This window comes from uncultured Methylibium sp., from assembly GCF_902826655.1.
Taxonomy (GTDB): domain Bacteria; phylum Pseudomonadota; class Gammaproteobacteria; order Burkholderiales; family Burkholderiaceae_C; genus Methylibium.
In genome coordinates, this window is record NZ_CADEFR010000012.1 from 12,625 (window position 1) to 31,558 (window position 18,934).

Below are 18,934 nucleotides of genomic sequence, written 5' to 3' on the forward strand. Positions count from 1 at the left end.
ACAATCGGTGCATGAGTCCCACCCCGCCCCGCCCCCGGCTGATCCTGGCCTCGACCTCCCGCTACCGCCGCGAGCTGCTGGAGCGGCTGAGGCTGCCGTTCGATGTCCACGCCCCGGACGTCGACGAGACGCCGCTGGCCGGCGAGCTGCCGGCCGCGCTGGCCGAGCGCCTGGCGCTGGCCAAGGCACGCGCCGTGGCGGCGCGACACCCGCAAGCGATCACGCTGGGGTCCGACCAGGTTGCCGACCTCGACGGCCAGCCGATCGGCAAGCCGGGCGGCCATGCGGCGGCCGTCGCGCAGCTGGGCCAGATGAGCGGCCGCACGGTCATCTTCCACACCGCGCTGGCCGTGTTGCGCCCCGAAGCCGGCTTCGAGCGCGTGCTGCGGGTGCCGGTCACCGTTCGCTTCCGTCCGCTCGACAATGCCGAGATCGAGACCTACCTGCGCGCCGAGCAGCCCTATGACTGCGCCGGCAGCGCCAGGTCCGAGGGGCTGGGCATCGTGCTGCTCGACGCCATCGAGTCCGGCGATCCCACGGCGCTGATCGGCTTGCCGCTGATCGCTACCGCCCGGCTGCTGCGTGAGGCCGGCCTCGACCCCCTGGGCGCCGCCGATCGATGAGCGGTCGACTCATCCTCGTACCCAACACGCTCGACCTGGGCACGCTGCGGGCGGGTTCGGCGCTGCCGGACTTGCGCGGAGTGCTGCCGCAGGGCGTGATCGAGACAGCCGCCCGGCTGCGCCACTGGGTGTGCGAGGACGCCAAGGTCACCCGCGCCTTCCTCAAGCGCGTCGACGCGCTCGTGCCGCTGTTGGCGCCGCTGCAGGCGCTCGACATCCGCGAGCTGCCGCGTCCGCCCAAGGGTCGAGCGACCGACCCGGCGCCCGACCTGCGCCCGCTGCTGGCGCCGGCCACGGCCGGCGCCGACATCGGGCTGATCAGCGACGCCGGACTGCCGGGCGTGGCGGACCCCGGCGCACAGCTGGTCGCCGCCGCGCACGCGCTGGGGCTGACGGTGCTGCCGCTCGCCGGCCCGAGTTCGCTGCTGCTGGCGCTGGCCGCGAGCGGGCTCAACGGCCAGAGCTTCGCGTTCGTCGGCTACGTACCGCAGGAAGCCACCGCGCAGGCGCGCCGTCTGAGGGAGCTGGAGACGCTGTCGAGGCAGCTCGCGCAGACGCAGCTGATGATCGAGACACCGTACCGCAACACAGCGCTGCTGCGGGCCTTGCTCGACGTCCTGGCGCCGACGACCCGGCTGTCGATCAGCTGCGGCCTGACGCTCGCCGGCGGCTGGAGCCGCACCGCGAACGTCGCGCAGTGGCGCCAGCAGGCTGTGGAACTGCCGGCCGACGTGCCGGCCGTGTTCGCGCTGCAGGCCGCGTGAGACGGTCCGCGGCGAGCGGCTACTTGCCGCCCAGCAGCGAAGCGACCTTCTTCCTGGACTTGATGTACTTCGACAGCCCGGTCGCCGGCGCGGGAGCCTGCGCCGGCTTCTCCCAGGCCGGTTCGGCATCGGCCTGGGCTTCGTAGGGCTGGTTGAAGAACGGATCGGACGGGGGCGGCCCGGGGCGCCGCGGGGCCGGCGCGAAGGCCCGCTCGGGGCGCGTCTCGGCCCGCACGTCCTCGCGCGGCCCCTCGTCGCGCCGCGGCGGGCGACGCGGCCGGTCGTCGTCCAGCTCGAGCGGCTCGATGTCGAGCTTCTTCTTGATCAGCTTCTCGATGTCGGACACCAGGCGGCTGTCGTCGCGGTCGACCAGCGTGATCGCCAGGCCCGACTGACCGGCGCGGCCGGTGCGGCCGATGCGGTGCACGTAGTCCTCGGCATTGAAGGGCACGTCGAAGTTGAAGACCGCCGGCAGGTCGGCGATGTCGAGTCCGCGCGCCGCCACGTCGGTCGCCACCAGCAGATCCACCGTGCCGGCCTTGAAGGCGGCCAGCGCCTTCAGACGCTCGTCCTGCGACTTGTCGCCATGCAGGGCCTGGGTGTTGAGACCGTCGCGTTCGAAGGCTCGCGCCAGCCGCGCGGCGCCGAGCTTGGAGTTGACGAAGACGATGCTCTGCGAGATCTCGCGATCCTTCAGCAGCTGGCGCACCGCGCGGCGCTTGTCGTCTTCCTCGACGCGGTAGAAGCGCTGCTCCACCGTCGAGGCCGTGGCATTGGGCCGGGCCGTCTCGACCAGGATCGGGTCCTGCAGGTAGCTCTGCGCCAGCTTCTTGATCTCGGGCGAGAACGTGGCCGAGAACAGCAGCGTCTGGCGCTGCTTCGGCAGGTAGCTCAGGATGCGCTGCAGGTCCGGCAGGAAGCCGATGTCCAGCATGCGATCGGCCTCGTCGAGCACCACGTACTCGACCTGCGACAGCGAGCAGTTCTTCGCCTCGATGTGGTCGAGCAGGCGACCCGGCGTCGCGATCAGCACCTCGACGCCGCGCTTGAGCTCGGCGGTCTGGGGCTTCATGTCGATGCCGCCGAACACCACGGTGGCACGCAGCGCCGTGTGCTTGGAGTAGGTCTTGACGTTGTTGGCCACCTGGTCGGCCAGCTCGCGCGTCGGCGCCAGCACCAGCGCCCGCACCGGATGGCGCGCCGGCGACGTGCTGCTGCTCTCGTGCCGCAGCATCTTCTGCAACAGCGGCAGCGAGAAGGCGGCGGTCTTGCCCGTGCCGGTCTGCGCCGCGCCCATCACGTCGCGCCCCTGCAGCACCAAGGGAATCGCCTTGGCCTGGATCGGGGTCATCGTCAGGTAACCGGACTCGGCCACCGCTCGCAACAGCTTGGGATCGAGTGCGAGGGTGTCGAAACGGGCGGGGGGCGCGGACTCGGGCGCCGATTCGGGTGTGAATTCCATCTGGGCAGGATTATCGGCCACCCCGTCTCGGTGGGCCGGCGCAAGGTTTCCGACACCTAGAATCCGGCGCCATGATCCTTCTGACAGGTGGTGCCGGCTTCATCGGTGGCAACTTCGTGCATCACTGGTTCGGGCGCGGCGAGACCGAGCCCATCCTGGTGCTGGACAAGCTCACCTACGCCGGCAACCCGCAGACCATCGCCGAGCACCTGGCCGCCGGGCGGGCCAGTCTGGTTCAGGCCGACATCTGCGACCGCGACACCGTGCGCCGGCTGCTCGCCGAGCACCGGCCGCGCGCCGTGCTGCACTTCGCGGCCGAGAGCCACGTCGACCGGTCCATCCACGGGCCCGGCGAGTTCATCCAGACCAACATGGTGGGCACCTTCTCCCTGCTCGAGGAGGCCCGGGCCCACTGGCAGACGTTGCCGGCGTCGGAGAAGGATGCGTTTCGCTTCCTGCACGTTTCGACCGACGAGGTCTACGGCTCGCTGTCCGACACCGACCCGGCCTTCAACGAGACCACGTCCTACGCCCCGAACAGCCCGTACTCGGCCAGCAAGGCGGGCAGCGACCACCTGGTGCGCGCCTACCACCACACCTACGGCCTGCCGACGCTGACCACCAACTGCAGCAACAACTACGGCCCCTACCACTTCCCCGAGAAGCTGATCCCGCTGGTGATCCTGAACGCGCTCGACGGCAAGCCGCTGCCGATCTACGGCGACGGTCAGAACATCCGCGACTGGCTCTACGTGCGCGACCATTGCGAGGCGATCTGCCAGGTGCTCGTCAAGGGCCGCGTCGGCGAGACCTACAACGTCGGCGGCAAGAACGAGGTTCGCAACCTCGACGTCGTGACGACGATCTGCCGCGAGCTCGACGCCTTGCGCCCGCGTGCGTCCGGCCGCTACGAGGACCTGATCACCTTCGTCAAGGACCGCCCCGGCCACGACCGGCGCTACGCCATCGACCCGCGCAAGATCGAGCGCGAGATCGGCTGGAGGCCCGCAGAGAGCTTCGAGACCGGCGTCGCCAAGACCGTGCGCTGGTACCTCGACAACGGCGCCTGGACCACCGCCGTCCGCAGCGGGGCCTACCGCGACTGGATCGCCACCAACTACGCGGCGCGCGCCTGATGAAGATCCTGCTGTTCGGCAAGAACGGCCAGGTCGGCTGGGAGCTGCAGCGGGCGCTGGCGCCGCTGGGCGAGGTCGTCGCGCTCGACTTCGACAGCCCCGGCCCCTTGAGCGGCAACTTCGCCAAGCCCCTGTCGCTGGCCGCGACGGTGCGCACGGTGCGGCCCGACGTGATCGTCAATGCCGCCGCGCACACCGCCGTCGACAAGGCCGAGAACGAGCCCGCCCTGGCGCTGGCCCTGAACGCCGAGGCTCCGGCGGTGCTGGCGCAGGAAGCCGCGGAGCTGGGTGCCTGGCTGGCCCACTACTCGACCGACTACGTCTTCGACGGCAGCGGTGACGCCGCGCGCACCGAAGACGCGCCGACCGGCCCGCTCAGCGTCTACGGCCGCAGCAAGCTGGCCGGCGAAGACGCGATCCGCGCCAGCGGCTGCCGCCACCTGATCCTGCGCACCAGCTGGGTCTACGCGGCACGCGGCGGCAACTTCGCTCGCACGATGCTGCGGCTGGCCGCCGAGCGCGACAAGCTCACCGTCATCGACGACCAGATCGGCGCGCCGACCGGTGCCGACCTGCTGGCCGACCTGACGTCGCTGATGCTGCGCTCGGCGATGCAGCGTCCCGAGCTGGCGGGCACCTACCACGCGGTCGCGGCCGGCGAGACCAGCTGGCACGGCTACGCGCGCTTCGTCATCGAGTGGGCACGCCAACGCGGCCACGCCATCAAGGTACCGGCCGACGCGATCGCGGCCGTGCCGACCACGGCCTTCCCCACGCCCGCGAAGCGCCCGCTCAATTCGCGGCTCGACACCGGCAAGTTGCGCGCCGCCTTCGGCCTGCACCTGCCGCACTGGCAGGTCGGGGTCGAGCGCATGCTCAGCGAAGTGCTGGGCTGACCCTTCCTTCACGCGAGACCCAGGCATGCAACGCAAAGGCATCATCCTCGCCGGCGGTTCCGGCACCCGGCTGCACCCGGCGACCCTGGCCGTGAGCAAGCAGCTCCTGCCGGTCTACGACAAGCCGATGGTCTATTACCCGCTGGCGGCGCTGATGCTGGCGGGCATCCGCGACATCCTTGTCATCAGCACGCCGCAAGACACGCCGCGCTTCGAGGCACTGCTGGGCGACGGCCACCAGTGGGGCCTCAACCTGAGCTATTGCGTCCAGCCCTCGCCCGACGGCCTGGCGCAGGCCTTCATCCTGGGCCGCCGCTTCGTCGATGGTCGACCCAGTGCGCTGGTGCTCGGCGACAACATCTTCTACGGCCACGACTTCCACACGCTGCTGGGCCGCGCCGCGACGCGCACCGACGGTGCCACGGTGTTCGCCTATCACGTGCAGGACCCCGAGCGCTACGGCGTCGTCGAGTTCGACGCGAACCAGGCCGCCGTCAGCATCGAAGAAAAGCCGGTCCGGCCCAAGAGCAGCTACGCGGTGACAGGCCTGTACTTCTACGACGCCCAGGTCTGCGACATCGCCGCCGACATCAAGCCCTCGGCGCGCGGCGAGCTGGAGATCACCGAGGTCAATGCCCGCTACCTGGCTCGCGGCCAGCTGGGCGTCGAGATCATGGGCCGCGGCTACGCCTGGCTCGACACCGGCACGCACGACAGCCTGCTCGAGGCCGGCCAGTTCATCGCCACGCTCGAGAAGCGCCAGGGCCTCAAGGTCGCCTGCCCCGAGGAGATCGCCTACCGGGCCGGCTGGATCGACGCCGAGCAGCTGCAGCGCCTGGCGCAGCCGATGCTGAAGAACGGCTACGGCCAGTACCTGATCAAGCTGCTGAGCGACCGCGTGTTCTGAGCCCCATGAAGCTGCTGCCCACCGAAATCCGCGACGTCGTCCTCGTCGAGCCCGCCGTCTTCGGCGACGACCGCGGCTGGTTCTACGAGAGCTTCAACGAGGCGCGCTTCCACGCCGAGCTGGCGACGCTGGGGCTGCCTGCCCCGCGGGCCTTCGTGCAGGACAACCACTCGTGCTCGAAGCGCGGCGTGCTGCGCGGCCTGCACTACCAGCTGCCGCCGCATGCGCAAGGCAAGCTGGTGCGCGTGGTGCGGGGATCGGCGTGGGACGTGGCGGTCGACATCCGCCGCGGCTCGCCGACCTTCGGGCGCTGGGTCGGTGCCGAGCTCACCGAGGCCAACAAGCGCATGTTGTGGATCCCCGAGGGCTTCGCGCACGGCTTCGTCGCGCTCGAGGACGACACCCACTTCCTCTACAAGACGACCGATGTGTACGCGCGCGACTGCGAGCGCAGCATCCGCTGGGACGACACCGAACTCGGCATCGCCTGGCCCTCGCTTGGAAGCTCGCCGCTGCTGGCACCGAAGGACGCCGCCGCGCCGGCCTTCGCCGCCGCCGACCTGTTCGGCGGCTAGCGTCTCAGCACCATCCAGCGCGGCGCCCGGAAGCGCACGATGGAGGCGTACAGCAGCACGTAGCCGACGCCGAACAGCACGATGAAGCCGCCCAGCACGCGGGAGTCGTCCCACCACAGCAGGCTGGGCACGATCGCCAGCAGGCACAGCAGCCACAGGTAGGGCGCCGTCATCGAGTTGCGCCGGGTCAGCTGCTTGGCGTCGCGGCTGCCGATGGCCCAGCGCAGCACGCGGCGGTAGATCAGGCTGTGCAGGTGCACGCCGTCGGGCATGCCCATCGCCTGGCCGCGCACGAACTTGCGGCGGTACATCGAGAACAGCGTCTCGAACACCGGGTAGATCGCCATCAGCAGCGGGAACAGCGGCGAGACATCGGGGTTGCGATGCAGCAGCAGGATGCTGAGCTCGGCCACGTAGAAGCCCAGGAAGTAGGCCCCGCCGTCGCCCAGGAAGATCAGCCCGGCCGGGTAGTTCCACACGAAGAAACCGAGCACCGCGCCGGCGCCGATGAGGGCCAGGCTCGCGATCGTCGAGTCGCCGACCTGGTAGGCCACGTAGGTGATGGCCAGCAGCATCATCACCACGCACATCGACGCCAGGCCGTTGAAGCCGTCGATGATGTTCACCGCGTTGGCGATGCCGGCGACGACGAAGACGGCCAGGAAGGCGGCGCCGGCCGGATAGGACGCCACCCAGTCCAGGCCCCACAGGTCGGTGCGCGCGATCGTCGCGCCGAGCACGTGCACCGCCAGCAGCGCCGACAGCGCGGTGGCGGCCAGGCGGTAGCGTGGCGCCACGCGCTTCGTCAGGTCCTCGGTCAGACCGGCGGCGAAGGCCGGCAGGCCGCAGGCCAGCAGACCGATCGCCAGCGCCGACCCGGCATCGCCGACGCGCGAGGCGTAGACGAAGATCGCTGCCGCCAGGCCGCAGGCGATGCCGATGCCGCCGACCCGCGGAACGGCCCGAACGTGGAACTTCTGGGGGCCCGACATGTCGGCATCGGCGGAGAGGTGGCCGTGCGATCGGGCCGAGCGAACGAGCAGCAGCGTGGCCGCGGCCGACACCGCGAGCGCAAGAAGAAACAACAGCATGCGGCAGTGTAGCCAGCGCCCCGGCGGACCCGCGTTCGAGTGGCCCGGGGTTCCGGCTCGCGGCATCGTGGCTACACTACTGTTCACCCGCTGAACGCACTCCGCCCACCGTGTCGCCGCTCACCCTGCATGCCACTGCCGACCCCGAGGCCACGCGCCTCGAGGTCCTGCGGCTGCTGGCCGAGCAGCCCGAGTTGTCGCAACGCGAACTGTCCCGCGCGCTGGGCTTGAGCCTGGGCAAGACCAACTACGTGCTGCGCGCGCTGCTCGAGCGCGGCCAGCTCAAGATGAGCAACTTCCGCCGCAGCGACCGCAAGCTGGCCTATGCCTACCTGCTGACGCCGGCCGGCGTGCGAGAAAAACTGCGCCTCACCCGCAGCTTCCTGTTACGCAAGGAGGCCGAGTTCGAGCGACTGCAGGCTACGCTGGCGACCCTGCGCGCTGAAGTCGAGCGCGAAACCCGTGCCGGACGATGAAGGTCACGACGACATGACGACTCAGCCCTCCTCCCTGCAGATCCAGCCGGTCGTCATGGCCGGCGGCAGCGGTACGCGCCTGTGGCCGCTGTCGCGCGCCGGCTACCCGAAGCAGTTCCTCGTGCTGAACGGAGAACGCACGCTGTTCCAGCAGGCCGTGCAGCGCACGGTGGACCTCGTCGACGACGGCATCACGGTCGCGGCGCCGCTCATCGTGGGCAACGAGGAACATCGCTTCATGGTGCTGGACCAGCTGCGCGAGCTCAAGCTCGACGGCGCGGCGCGCCTGCTGCTCGAGCCGGTCGGGCGCAACACCGCTCCGGCGCTGACGCTCGCCGCGCTGCAGGCCCTGGAAGGCGGCCAGGACCCGGTGCTGGTGGTGTCGCCGGCCGACCAGACGGTGACCGACCCGGGCACCTTCTGCGAATCGCTGCGCCAGGCCGCGCGCGCGGCGGCCGGCGGCGCCATCGTGATCCTCGGCGTCGTGCCGGACCACCCCGAGACCGGCTTCGGCTACATCCGCAGCGCCGACGCCGCCGATGGCCAGGCCGCCTGCGTCGCGCAGTTCGTCGAGAAGCCGGACGCCGACACCGCGGTGCGCTACCTGGCCGAGGGCTGCTATTTCTGGAACAGCGGCCTGTTCGTGCTGCGCGCCTCGGCGTGGCTGAAGGCGCTGGAGAGCTTCCGCCCCGACATCCTGGCCGCGTCGCGCGCCGCCTGGCAGGCCCGCGGCACCGACGGCAGCTTCGTGCGGCCGGGCAAGGCCGAGTTCGCGGCCATCCCGTCCGAGTCGGTGGACTACGCGGTGATGGAGCGCTGCCCCGGCAGCGCCTACGACATCCGCATGCTGCCGCTCGATGCCGGCTGGAGCGACCTGGGCGCCTGGGATGCCGTCTGGCAAGTGACCGACAAGGACGCGCACGGCAACGCAGTGGTCGGCGACGCGCTGCTGCACGACAGCCGCAACACGCTGGTCCATGCGACCAGCCGGCTCGTCAGCGCCGTCGGTGTCGACAACATCGTCATCGTCGAGACGCCCGACGCCGTGCTGGTCACCGACCGGGCGCACAGCCAGGACGTGAAGCAGGTGGTCGGCCGCCTCGGGCGCGAGCAGCGCGGCGAGCTCGCCCTGCACCGCAAGGTCTACCGGCCCTGGGGCTGGTACGACAGCATCGACCACGGCCCGCGCTTCCAGGTCAAGCGCATCATGGTCAAGCCCGGCGCGTCGCTCAGTTTGCAGAAGCACCACCACCGCGCCGAGCACTGGATCGTCGTCACCGGCACCGCCGAGGTGACCTGCGGCGAGAAGAAGCTGCTGCTGACCGAGAACCAGAGCACCTACATCCCGCTCGGCGAAGTGCACCGCCTCGCCAACCCCGGCAAGACCGCGCTCGAGATCATCGAGGTCCAGTCCGGCAGCTACCTGGGCGAGGACGACATCGTGCGCTACGAAGACACCTACGGACGCAGCTGACGATGAGTGCAGGCATCACCCCGGACGCCAAGGTCTACGTCGCCGGCCATCGCGGCATGGTCGGCAGCGCGCTGGTGCGGCGGCTCCAGGCCGGCGGCTACCGCCAGGTGCTGTGCCGCGGCCGCGACCAGCTGGACCTGCTGGACCCGCGCGCGGTGCAGGCCTTCCTGGACGCCGAGCGGCCCGACTACATCTTCATCGCGGCCGCCAAGGTCGGCGGCATCCAGGCCAACGACCAGTTCCGCGCCGACTTCCTGCACCAGAACCTGCTCATCGAGGCCAACCTGATCCACGGCGCCCACCTGGCCGGCGTGCAGCGGCTGATGTTCCTGGGCTCCAGCTGCATCTACCCGCGCGACTGCCCGCAGCCGATCCGCGAGGACTACCTGCTCACCGGCCCGCTCGAACCCACCAACGAGCCCTATGCGATCGCCAAGATCGCCGGCATCAAGCTGTGCGAGAGCTACAACCGCCAGCACGGCCGCCAGTACGTGAGCGTGATGCCGACCAACCTGTACGGCCCCAACGACAACTACGACCTCGCCAGCAGCCACGTGCTGCCGGCGCTGATCCGCAAGGCCCACGAGGCCAGGCTGCGCGGCGACGCCGAGTACGTGGTCTGGGGCAGCGGCACGCCGCGGCGCGAGTTCCTGTACGTGGACGACCTGGCCGATGCCTGCGTGCACCTGGCCGAGCAGGGCTACGACGGTCCGCTGGTCAACATCGGCACCGGCGAGGACGTGACCATCCGCGAGCTGGCCCAGACCGTGATGGACGTCGTCGGCTTCAAGGGCCGCATCAGCTTCGACAGCGGCAAGCCCGACGGCACGCCGCGCAAGCTGCTGGACGTGTCGCGCCTCGCGGGCCTGGGCTGGCGCGCGCGCACCGGCCTGCGCGACGGCATCCGCCTCGCGTACGACCACGCCCCCTTCCACGGCTGAGCCGGCCACCCCACCCTTCGCCCCTTCCGACCATGACGACACCGAAAGTTGCCCTCATCACCGGCGTGACCGGCCAGGACGGCGCCTACCTCTCCGAGCTGCTGTTGAACAAGGGCTACCAGGTGCATGGCATCAAGCGCCGCGCCAGCCTCTTCAACACCGACCGCATCGACCACCTGTACCAGGACCCGCACGTCGACCACCAGCGCTTCACGCTGCACTACGGCGACCTGACCGACAGCACCAACCTGATCCGCATCATCCAGCAGGTGCAGCCGGACGAGATCTACAACCTGGCGGCCATGAGCCACGTGGCGGTGAGTTTCGAGACGCCGGAGTACACCGCCAACGCCGACGGCATCGGCACGCTGCGCATCCTGGAGGCCATCCGCATCCTGGGCCTGGAGAAGAAGACCCGCTTCTACCAGGCCAGCACCAGCGAGCTCTACGGCCTGGTGCAGGAGATCCCGCAGAAGGAGACCACGCCCTTCTACCCCCGCAGCCCCTATGCGGTGGCCAAGCTCTACGGCTACTGGATCACCGTCAACTACCGCGAGGCCTACGGCCTGTACGCCTGCAACGGCATCCTCTTCAACCACGAGAGCCCGCTGCGCGGCGAGACCTTCGTCACGCGCAAGATCACCCGCGCGATGGCGCGCATCGCGCTGGGCCTGCAGGACTGCCTGTACCTCGGCAACCTGTCGGCGCTGCGCGACTGGGGCCACGCCAAGGACTACGTCGAGATGCAGTGGCTGATGCTCCAGCAGCAGCAGGCCGAGGACTTCGTCATCGCCACCGGCGTGCAGTACAGCGTGCGGCAGTTCGTGGAGTTCTCGGCCAGGGAGCTGGGCGTGGAGCTGCGCTTCGAGGGCCAGGGCGACGCGGAGATCGGCATCGTGGCGGCGGTGAACGGCAGCAAGGCGCGCTGCAAGGTCGGCGACGTGATCGTGCGGGTCGACCCCCGCTACTACCGCCCGACCGAAGTGGAAACGCTGCTCGGCGACCCCAGCAAGGCCAAGGCCAAGCTGGGCTGGACGCCGAAGATCACGCTGCCGGAGCTGGTGAAGGAGATGGTCGAGGCGGACTACGCGTCGGCCAAGCGGGACAGCCTGGTGAAGCTGGCGGGGTTCCAGGCGTATGACTATCACGAGTGATTTCTCGCCGAGCGACGGCGCTTTCCACGACCCTGCCTGGGCCACCGGCCCGCATGACGCATGATTGAATTCGCCATTGTCGGCTGCGGCCGCATTGCCAAGCGCCACGCCGAGTTGCTGGGCACCGGACAGATCGCCGGAGCTCGCCTGTCAGCTGTCTGCGACGTGCGTCCCGAGAGGGCCGAAGCGTTCGGCCAGCGCTACGACGTCCCATGGACCACGTCCCTCGACGAATTACTGGCGCGTCCGGGCATCGACGTCGTGTCGGTGCTGACTCCGAGCGGCATGCACGCTGCCCATGTGATCGCGGTCGCGCGCTCCAGGCGCCACATCGTCGTCGAGAAGCCGATGGCTCTGACGCTGGCCGATGGCGACGCGATGATCGAGGCTGCCGACGCTGCAGACGTGCGCCTCTTCGTCGTCAAGCAGAACCGCTTCAATGTGCCGGTCGTCAAGGCGCGCGAAGCGCTGGACACAGGCCGCTTCGGGCAGCTGGTGCTGGGCACGGTGCGCGTGCGTTGGTGCCGCGACCAAGCCTACTATGCCCAGGACGATTGGCGCGGTACCTGGGCGCAGGATGGCGGCGTCATCGCCAACCAGGCCAGCCATCACGTGGACATGTTGACGTGGTTCATGGGAGAGGTCGAGAGCGTGCACGCGCGCGGCAGCACGGCGCTGGTCGACATCGAGACCGAAGACACCTGCGTCGCGACGCTCAAGTTCCGCAACGGCGCACTCGGTGTGGTCGAGGCCACGGCCGCGACGCGTCCGAAAGATCTGGAAGGCTCGCTGTCGGTGCTGGGTGCCGGTGGCACGGTGGAGATTGCGGGTTTCGCGGTCAACAAGATCCGCACCTGGCAGTTCACCGAAGCGCAGGAGCACGACCAGGCCGTCGTTGAGCGCTATTCGGTCAACCCCCCGAACGTCTATGGCTTCGGTCACCAGGCCTACTACGAGCATGTGGTCGATTGCCTGCGCAGCGGCCGCCAGGCGCTGGTGGACGGGCACGAGGGGCGCCGCAGCCTCGAGCTGGTGGCGGCACTGTATGAATCGATGGCCAGCGGGCGCGAGGTGAAGCTTCCACTGCGCGTCGAGCATTCGCGCCTGGGCCGCGGCTGACGCATGAGCACCGGCCCGACCCAGCTGTCGGTCTCGATCCGCGACGTGCAATGCGGCGCGCGCGTGCGCATCGTCGAGCCAGCCAACGTCTATGGGTGCACGCTCGGCGACGACTGCTTCGTGGGCCCCTTCGTCGAGATCCAGAAAGGCGTCCTCATCGGTGCCCGCACGAAAGTGCAGTCGCATGCATTCATCTGCGAGTTGGTCGAGATCGGCGAGGACTGCTTTGTCGGTCACGGCGTCATGTTCACCAACGACCCGTTCTCCGTCGGTGGACCGGCCCGCGGCCGCAGAGCTCTGTGGCGCCGTACGCACATCGGCGATCGCGTCTCGATCGGCTCGAACGCAACGCTGCTGCCGGTCACCGTCTGCAGCGACGTGGTGATCGGTGCGGGCGCCGTCGTCGCGCGCGATATCACGCGACCCGGCATCTACGCCGGCAATCCTGCGCGGCTGCTGCGTGCCCTCGATCCCCTTCCGTCGTCTGCCCCCGAATCCGAATGAGCGCCATCCCCTTCGTCGACCTGCACGCGCAGTACCTCAGCATCAAGGACGGCATCGACGCCGCGATCGCGGAGGTGATCCGCACTTCGGCCTTCATCCGCGGACCTCACGTGCAGCGCTTCGAGCAGGAGTTCGCAGCCGCGACCGGCGCGGCCCATTGCGTTTCGTGCGCCAACGGCACGGACTCGCTGTACATCGCGATGCGAGCGCTGGGTGTGCAGCCGGGCGATGAGGTGATCGCACCCGCGCATTCGTGGATTTCCACGACCGAGACCATCACCCAGGCGGGCGGTACCGTGGTCTTCTGCGACACCGAGGCGGAGCACTACACGATCGATCCCGCGCGCATCGAGGCCCTGATCACTCCGCGCACTGTCGGCATCGTTCCCGTGCACCTGTACGGCCAGCCTGCCGACATGGACTCGATCATGGCGATCGCACGCAAGCATGGCTTGTGGGTGATCGAGGACTGCGCTCAAGCCCACCTCGCGCGCTACAAGGGGCGCCAGGTCGGTCGCTTCGGCACCGTGGCCTCCTACTCGTTCTATCCCGGCAAGAACCTGGGTGCAATGGGCGACGCCGGCGCGCTGACGACCGATGACGCCGCGCTCGCCGAGCGCATGGCCATGCTGGCCCGCCACGGCGGCCTGACCAAGGGAGATCACCAGATCGAAGGCGTGAACAGCCGTCTCGATGGCATGCAGGCCGCTGTGCTATCGGTCAAGCTGCCCCATCTGTCGTCGTGGACCGCGCGACGCCAGGAGGTCGCCGCCGAGTACGGCCGCCTGCTCGCCGGCATTCCCGGGCTGGCACTGCCGCAGGTGGCCGAGGGCCGAGAGCACGTCTATCACCTCTACGTGGTGCGGCACGAGCGGCGCGACGCGCTGGCGCGCCACCTCGCCGAGCGCGGCATCCAGACCGTTGTCAACTACCCGGTCGCGCTGCCCTTCCTGCCGGCCTACGCGCGTCTGGGCCACCAGCCTGCCGACTTTCCGAACTCGCACGCCCACCAGTCGCGCATCCTGTCGCTGCCGCTCTATCCGGAGATCTCTCCGGCGCAGCTGCGGGCGGTCGAGGGTGCCATCCGCAAGTTCTGCGACGACGTCAGCGGGCAATGACCGACCGCAGTGCCGGCAAGCGCCTGCTCTCCAACTCGCGTTGGAACGCCTCGGCCTTTGCGGTGGCGCTGCTGGTCAACTTCCTGACCGTTCCCCTGGTGATCGCAGCCATCGGCCTCCCGGCCTTTGGCTCTGCCGGCCTGGTCCTGGCGATGTATGCGCCCTTCTCCTTGATCGGCACAGTCTTGGGTCAGGCGGTGGTCCGCGACATGGCTGGAGCCGCTGTGCGAGGAGACCGGGCGATCGCTCGCCGTGTTCTCTGGTCGGCGGCGTTCTGGGCCTTTGCAGGAAGCCTAGCAGTGGCGGCACTGGCCGCTACGGCAGGCAAGACCCTCCTGACGCAGCTGTCGTCAGGCGATCCCAGCGGCGCCGGCGACTGGAGCCTGGCGCTTTGGGTCGGCTTCGTCGGGTGGTTCATGCAGCAGAGCTGTCTCCTGCTGCAAAGCGCGCTCGCGGCACTGCAGTCTTATGCCCGACTGGCCCTGGCTAACGCCGTGGGCGCCGTGCTGACCGCCGTCGGCCTGGTCACCGCATCCCGTCTTGAGGCTAGTGACATCGGCTTCCTGGTCGGGACTGCAATCGGCTTCGTGCTGCTCTTCATGTGTCTGCTGGTCGCCGTGCTGATCGATGCGCCCTGGTTGCTCCGCCCTTCGCGCTGGCAGCGGACGGAGGCGGCTTCGATGCTGAAGTTCGCCCGATGGCAAGGCGCCGCACACTTCACCGGCGCCGCAGCCAACCAGGCGGACCGTTACGTGCTGGGCATGGTCGCTCCGCTGTCGGTGGTTGGTCAGTACAACGTCGCGATGCGGCTGCAGGAAGTGGTTCACATGGGCTTGCTGAAGCTGGTAGAGGTGCTGCTCCCGCACTTCAGCATCACGGCCGCCGAGCAGCCCCAGCAACGTGCTGATTTCTACGTGCGAACGTGCTGGCTCGTCAATGTCATCAGCGTCGCTGCACTGGCTCCGCTGATTCCGATTTCCGCACCGCTGATCACGTTGTGGGTCGACCAGACCGCAGCGGAACTGGGCGCGACGATGCTGCAGACGCTAGCGACAGCCGGCGTCATCGGTAGCGGGGTCAACGTGTTCACCTACTTTGCGATCGCGACCGATCAGGCTCAGCGTCTGGCCTACCTCAACCTGGCGCACTCGCTCGTCCTCATCGCCTTGACGGTCCCGCTGATCTTCGCCTTCGGGCCGATCGCGGCGGGCGTCGCGTATATCGTCGGCAATCTGATGCGCCTGGTCGGAGCCGGCTGGATCACGCTCCAGCACTTCGCCGACGCCTTGCAAGCTCGCGCGCTGATGTGCTCGACCTGGCCGCCACTGTTGGGCGGGTTGCTCGGCGCCTGGGCGCTCGGTCAGTTCGACTGGAGCATCTCCAGCTGGCCGACGCTGATGCTGGCCTACGTCGGATCGGCCATCGCGAGCATGTCTTGCGCCGTGCTGGTCAGCGCGCTCTTCACCGACGGTCGCAAGTTCATCACTCACTACGTGCGCAACTGACCATGTGCGGCATAGCAGGGATCCTGGACGATCACAGTGGCCCGGTGAGCCCGGACGACCTGCGCCGGCTCGCCGATGCGTTGGCGCACCGCGGCCCCGACGGCGAGGGGCTGTGGATCAGCCCTGACGGACGGGCCGGCCTGGTTCATCGTCGCTTGGCGATCCTCGACACCAGCGACGCCGGCCACCAGCCGATGCACAGCGCGGACGGCCGAGAATCCATCGTCTTCAACGGCGAGATCTACAACTTTCTCGAACTGAGAGGCGAACTCGCCTCGCTGGGCCATCGATTCACGAGCGAGAGCGACACCGAAGTCATCCTGGCCGCGTGGCGCCAGTGGGGCGAGGGGATGCTCGATCGGTTCAACGGCATGTGGGCACTGGTCCTGCGCGACAACCGAAGCGGCGAGGCCTTCCTGGCGCGTGATCGGTTCGGCATCAAGCCCTTCTTGTATGCCGCTCATGCCGGGCGGCTGGCGTTCGCCTCCGAGATGCGAGCGCTGCGAAGCCTGCACGCGTTGTCGAGCGAGATGGACAACGACGTGGCCGAGCGCCTGCTGTTTGACCCTTTCAGCGTCGAGGGCGGATCGCGCACGCTTTTTCGCGATGTAGCTCGATTGCCGGCGGGCCACTGCGCCCGCTGGCGTAACGGTCGGCTGTCGGTTCGCCGATGGTGGCGCACCGTCGATCATCTGGTCGACGTGCCGGCCAGTCCGGCCGAACAAGCCGACCGTTTCCGGGCCCTGCTCACCGATGCCGTGCAGCTTCGCATGCGCAGCGACGTGACCATCGGGACCTGCCTGAGCGGAGGCTTCGACTCGACGGCCATCGTCTGCACGATGTCGGACATTGCGCGCGCGTCGCAGCCACGCCTGCGTGAGGCCCAAGACTGGCGCCACGCCTTCGTGGCGTCGTTTCCGGGTCGGTCGAACGACGAAACGCCGCTGGCACTGGAAGCGGCCCGCTGGGCCCATGTCGAAGCTCACTTGCTCGACCTCCAGCGCGTTGATCACGATGCGCTGGAGCATGTCCTTGCCGACCTCGATGACGTCTACATCGGCGCCCCTGAAGCGCCGTGGAAGATCTACAGAGCGCTGCGCAAGCATGGCACGCTGGTCTCGCTCGACGGGCACGGTGCCGATGAACTGATGGGCGGCTACCTGCAGCAGGGGCAGTCGGCTGGCTTCGTCCTTCGCAACGCCTTGGCCAAGGCCACGCACGCATCTCGGGCGACACGCGCAGCACTCGACAACGCCAAGATGGCATGGCTGTCCCTGCGGGGCCTCGCGCATCTGCGCCGTCACAGGCTCCGCGCGCCGGCCAGCCTCGAACTGCCGGCCGACGCCGACGACCTTCCGTCGCACTGGGGGCCGCTGAATCGGCGCCTCTACAGGATGTTCCATGCGACGGTGCTGCCGACCATCCTGCGCAACTTCGATCGGCTCTCGATGGCCCATGGTGTCGAGGTGCGCATGCCGTTCATGGACTGGCGCCTGGTGACCTACGTGATGTCCTTGCCAGACGAAGCGAAGTTCGGCGACGGTGTCTCGAAGCTCGTCGCTCGCCGGGCCATGAGCGACCGCATGCCCGAGTCCATCCGCTCCAACACGCGCAAGGTCGGCTTCAACTCGCCGATGCCGGACTGGTTGAACGGCGAGCTGGGCCCCTGGGCCGAGCAGCAGCTGCGGCAGTGCCCATCTCAGGTCGAAGCACTGATCGACACCAAGCGATTGATCGCGAAGGTCCACGAATTGAGCAGCAGCCGGTCGTGGACATGGGAGTCGGCCGGCCGGCTTTGGCCGTACATCAATCTGGCGTGGTACTCGCGCTCGTCGCGGCTCTCCGCATGATCGTCGCCTCGGTCGTGCACGCAGCTGTGCTGGTCGTCGTGGCCTGGTGGATCGCCGCGCGGCTGGGCGGCCGCATCAGTACATCGCTCTTGCTCTTCGGTGCGATGTGGTTGATCCACGGCCTGCCGCTGCAGGTATACCTGCACCGAACCGGCCCGGACACTTTGATCTTCGAAGAAGCCATCGGCGGCCTTCCCCGCGATGAACTGCGGTCCTTGATCCTGTACGCGGTCGCGGCGGCCTTGACCTTGATGATGGCAGGCAGTGAAGTCGCACGCCTTGCCCTGAGCAAGATGGCAGTTCGGGGTAAGCGTGCCCTGCTTCGGCAAGGCAGCGACATCGTCGCGCATCGCGTGCGACTCGGGGTCGGCGCGCGAGCGATCTTGTGGATGCTCGCCGCAGGGATGCTGGTCGTCTCGCTCGCCGAAGGGCAGCTCGGCAAGGTCGTGGAGTACTTTGCGTTCAGCGAATCCGAACTCGCCCGCATCCTGCTTCGAACCGAGGGCGGCGGCACGCCCTACTACGCGTACAACCTGATCCTCTACTCCGTGGCGCCCTACCTCGTCATGCTCGCTTGGTGCGCTGACCACGACCGTCAACGCCTGCCCGTCCTGGCCGGGGCGCTGTTCGTTGCAGTGATGCTCGGCAAGTTCGGCACCCTGAGCAAAGCGCCGCCGGTCATCTTTCTGCTGCAGCTGGTGCTGCTGCGCGTCATGCTCCGGCGGACGCCGCTGCAGCTGCGGTCCGCGATGCTGCTGCTGATCGCGAGCACAGGTCTGTTCGCGGTGATCGTGAGCCTCACTATCCCGGACCTCGATCTTCGCGGACTCGCAGCATTCTTGTACTACCGCGTCTTCGACATACCGAACGAGAGCTTGCTGGAGTACTTTGCCGCGATTCCGGCGTCCATACCGCACGGCGGCGGGGCCGGCATCTTTTCGTTCCTGCGCCCCGACGGCGAGTTCCTGCCAATGTACTCGCGCGTCGCCGAGCTGCACCGCGGCAGCCTGGCTTCGACGTCGAACGCCGTGTTCATCGCCGACGCATGGGCGGAGTTCGGTTGGTTGGGGCTGCTGAGCTTCGCTTTCGTGGCTGGTGCGACCGTCCGCGCCATCGACGTGCTCGCCTTTCGAGATGGCGACACCGATGCCTCGGCCTGCCTGATTGCGGGATGTTCCTTCGGCGTGTTCACGGCGCTCTCTACAGCCCTTCCGACCGCCTTCCTGACGGGGGGGCTGGCGATACTGCCGCTACTGATGATGGCAACCACTCGACGCCCTCGGATCAGCGCTCGCACCAGCCTCGACGCGCCCAGCGCGTTGGTCCCAGGGCGCTGAAT

At 68.7% G+C, this 18,934-nt stretch carries 18 protein-coding genes; 16 read left to right on the forward strand and 2 right to left on the reverse strand.

The genetic code is table 11. The features are described 5' to 3' along the window. Positions 1-11 precede the first annotated feature (11 nt). Together QZV97_RS07455 and QZV97_RS07460 are read left to right on the forward strand one after the other, a co-directional pair. Positions 12-623 (forward strand): Maf family nucleotide pyrophosphatase, encoded by a 612-nt coding sequence (locus QZV97_RS07455; protein WP_295640725.1) that lies wholly within the window; start codon positions 12-14, stop codon positions 621-623. Further along, on the forward strand, positions 620-1,387 hold the full coding sequence (locus QZV97_RS07460; RefSeq protein WP_295640727.1) for an SAM-dependent methyltransferase: 768 nt from the start codon (positions 620-622) through the stop codon (positions 1,385-1,387). Before QZV97_RS07455 ends, QZV97_RS07460 begins: the two co-directional genes overlap by 4 nt. A 19-nt stretch (positions 1,388-1,406) precedes the next feature. Here the strand turns inward: QZV97_RS07460 and QZV97_RS07465 are convergent, their stop codons facing one another. After that, complete coding sequence (locus QZV97_RS07465) at positions 1,407-2,849, reverse strand: DEAD/DEAH box helicase (protein WP_295640729.1); 1,443 nt, start codon at positions 2,847-2,849, stop codon at positions 1,407-1,409. A gap of 71 nt (positions 2,850-2,920) precedes the next feature. Here QZV97_RS07465 and rfbB point away from each other — a divergent pair, with 71 nt between their 5' ends. The 4 genes from rfbB to rfbC are packed head-to-tail and all read left to right on the forward strand — an operon-like array spanning position 2,921 to position 6,363. Next, positions 2,921-3,985, forward strand: a complete 1,065-nt coding sequence (gene rfbB / locus QZV97_RS07470) for a dTDP-glucose 4,6-dehydratase (protein ID WP_295640731.1) — start codon at positions 2,921-2,923, stop codon at positions 3,983-3,985. Continuing rightward, positions 3,985-4,881 (forward strand): dTDP-4-dehydrorhamnose reductase, encoded by an 897-nt coding sequence (rfbD, locus tag QZV97_RS07475; protein WP_295640733.1) that lies wholly within the window; start codon positions 3,985-3,987, stop codon positions 4,879-4,881. The genes rfbB and rfbD overlap by 1 nt, the downstream gene beginning before the upstream one ends. 25 nt (positions 4,882-4,906) lie before the next feature. Further along, entirely contained in the window at positions 4,907-5,788 is an 882-nt protein-coding gene (gene rfbA, locus QZV97_RS07480) for a glucose-1-phosphate thymidylyltransferase RfbA (protein WP_295640735.1), read from the forward strand. A gap of 5 nt (positions 5,789-5,793) precedes the next feature. Beyond that, on the forward strand, positions 5,794-6,363 hold the full coding sequence (rfbC, locus tag QZV97_RS07485) for a dTDP-4-dehydrorhamnose 3,5-epimerase (RefSeq protein ID WP_295640737.1): 570 nt from the start codon (positions 5,794-5,796) through the stop codon (positions 6,361-6,363). Here the strand turns inward: rfbC and QZV97_RS07490 are convergent. Beyond that, a complete protein-coding gene (locus QZV97_RS07490) occupies positions 6,360-7,454 on the reverse strand; it encodes a glycosyltransferase (protein ID WP_295640740.1) in 1,095 nt (364 codons plus the stop codon). The genes rfbC and QZV97_RS07490 overlap by 4 nt on opposite strands. A 110-nt stretch (positions 7,455-7,564) precedes the next feature. Here QZV97_RS07490 and QZV97_RS07495 point away from each other — a divergent pair, with 110 nt between their 5' ends. The 10 genes from QZV97_RS07495 to QZV97_RS07540 are packed head-to-tail and all read left to right on the forward strand — an operon-like array spanning position 7,565 to position 18,932. Beyond that, positions 7,565-7,930, forward strand: coding sequence for a MarR family EPS-associated transcriptional regulator (locus QZV97_RS07495; protein WP_295640742.1), 366 nt, complete (start codon positions 7,565-7,567; stop codon positions 7,928-7,930). Between the two features lie 13 nt (positions 7,931-7,943). Further along, positions 7,944-9,404 carry a mannose-1-phosphate guanylyltransferase/mannose-6-phosphate isomerase gene (locus tag QZV97_RS07500; RefSeq protein ID WP_295640744.1) on the forward strand — a complete coding sequence of 487 codons (1,461 nt, stop codon included), beginning with the start codon at positions 7,944-7,946 and terminating at the stop codon, positions 9,402-9,404. Positions 9,405-9,406: 2 nt separating this feature from the next. Further along, complete coding sequence (locus QZV97_RS07505; RefSeq protein WP_295640746.1) at positions 9,407-10,345, forward strand: GDP-L-fucose synthase; 939 nt, start codon at positions 9,407-9,409, stop codon at positions 10,343-10,345. Between the two features lie 32 nt (positions 10,346-10,377). Continuing rightward, entirely contained in the window at positions 10,378-11,499 is a 1,122-nt protein-coding gene (gmd, locus tag QZV97_RS07510) for a GDP-mannose 4,6-dehydratase (protein WP_295640748.1), read from the forward strand. A 60-nt stretch (positions 11,500-11,559) separates the two neighbouring features. Continuing rightward, on the forward strand, positions 11,560-12,618 hold the full coding sequence (locus tag QZV97_RS07515; RefSeq protein WP_295640750.1) for a Gfo/Idh/MocA family oxidoreductase: 1,059 nt from the start codon (positions 11,560-11,562) through the stop codon (positions 12,616-12,618). Positions 12,619-12,621: 3 nt separating this feature from the next. Further along, positions 12,622-13,122, forward strand: coding sequence for an acyltransferase (locus tag QZV97_RS07520; protein ID WP_295640752.1), 501 nt, complete (start codon positions 12,622-12,624; stop codon positions 13,120-13,122). Next, on the forward strand, positions 13,119-14,240 hold the full coding sequence (locus QZV97_RS07525; RefSeq protein ID WP_295640755.1) for a DegT/DnrJ/EryC1/StrS family aminotransferase: 1,122 nt from the start codon (positions 13,119-13,121) through the stop codon (positions 14,238-14,240). The genes QZV97_RS07520 and QZV97_RS07525 overlap by 4 nt, the downstream gene beginning before the upstream one ends. Then, positions 14,237-15,745 (forward strand): oligosaccharide flippase family protein, encoded by a 1,509-nt coding sequence (locus QZV97_RS07530; RefSeq protein ID WP_295640757.1) that lies wholly within the window; start codon positions 14,237-14,239, stop codon positions 15,743-15,745. The genes QZV97_RS07525 and QZV97_RS07530 overlap by 4 nt, the downstream gene beginning before the upstream one ends. Positions 15,746-15,747: 2 nt before the next feature. Continuing rightward, the gene (asnB, locus tag QZV97_RS07535; RefSeq protein ID WP_295640759.1) at positions 15,748-17,595 is read left to right on the forward strand and encodes an asparagine synthase (glutamine-hydrolyzing); all 1,848 of its coding nucleotides are present in this window, start codon (positions 15,748-15,750) and stop codon (positions 17,593-17,595) included. Further along, positions 17,592-18,932 carry a hypothetical protein gene (locus QZV97_RS07540; protein WP_295640761.1) on the forward strand — a complete coding sequence of 447 codons (1,341 nt, stop codon included), beginning with the start codon at positions 17,592-17,594 and terminating at the stop codon, positions 18,930-18,932. Before asnB ends, QZV97_RS07540 begins: the two co-directional genes overlap by 4 nt. Positions 18,933-18,934 lie beyond the last annotated feature (2 nt).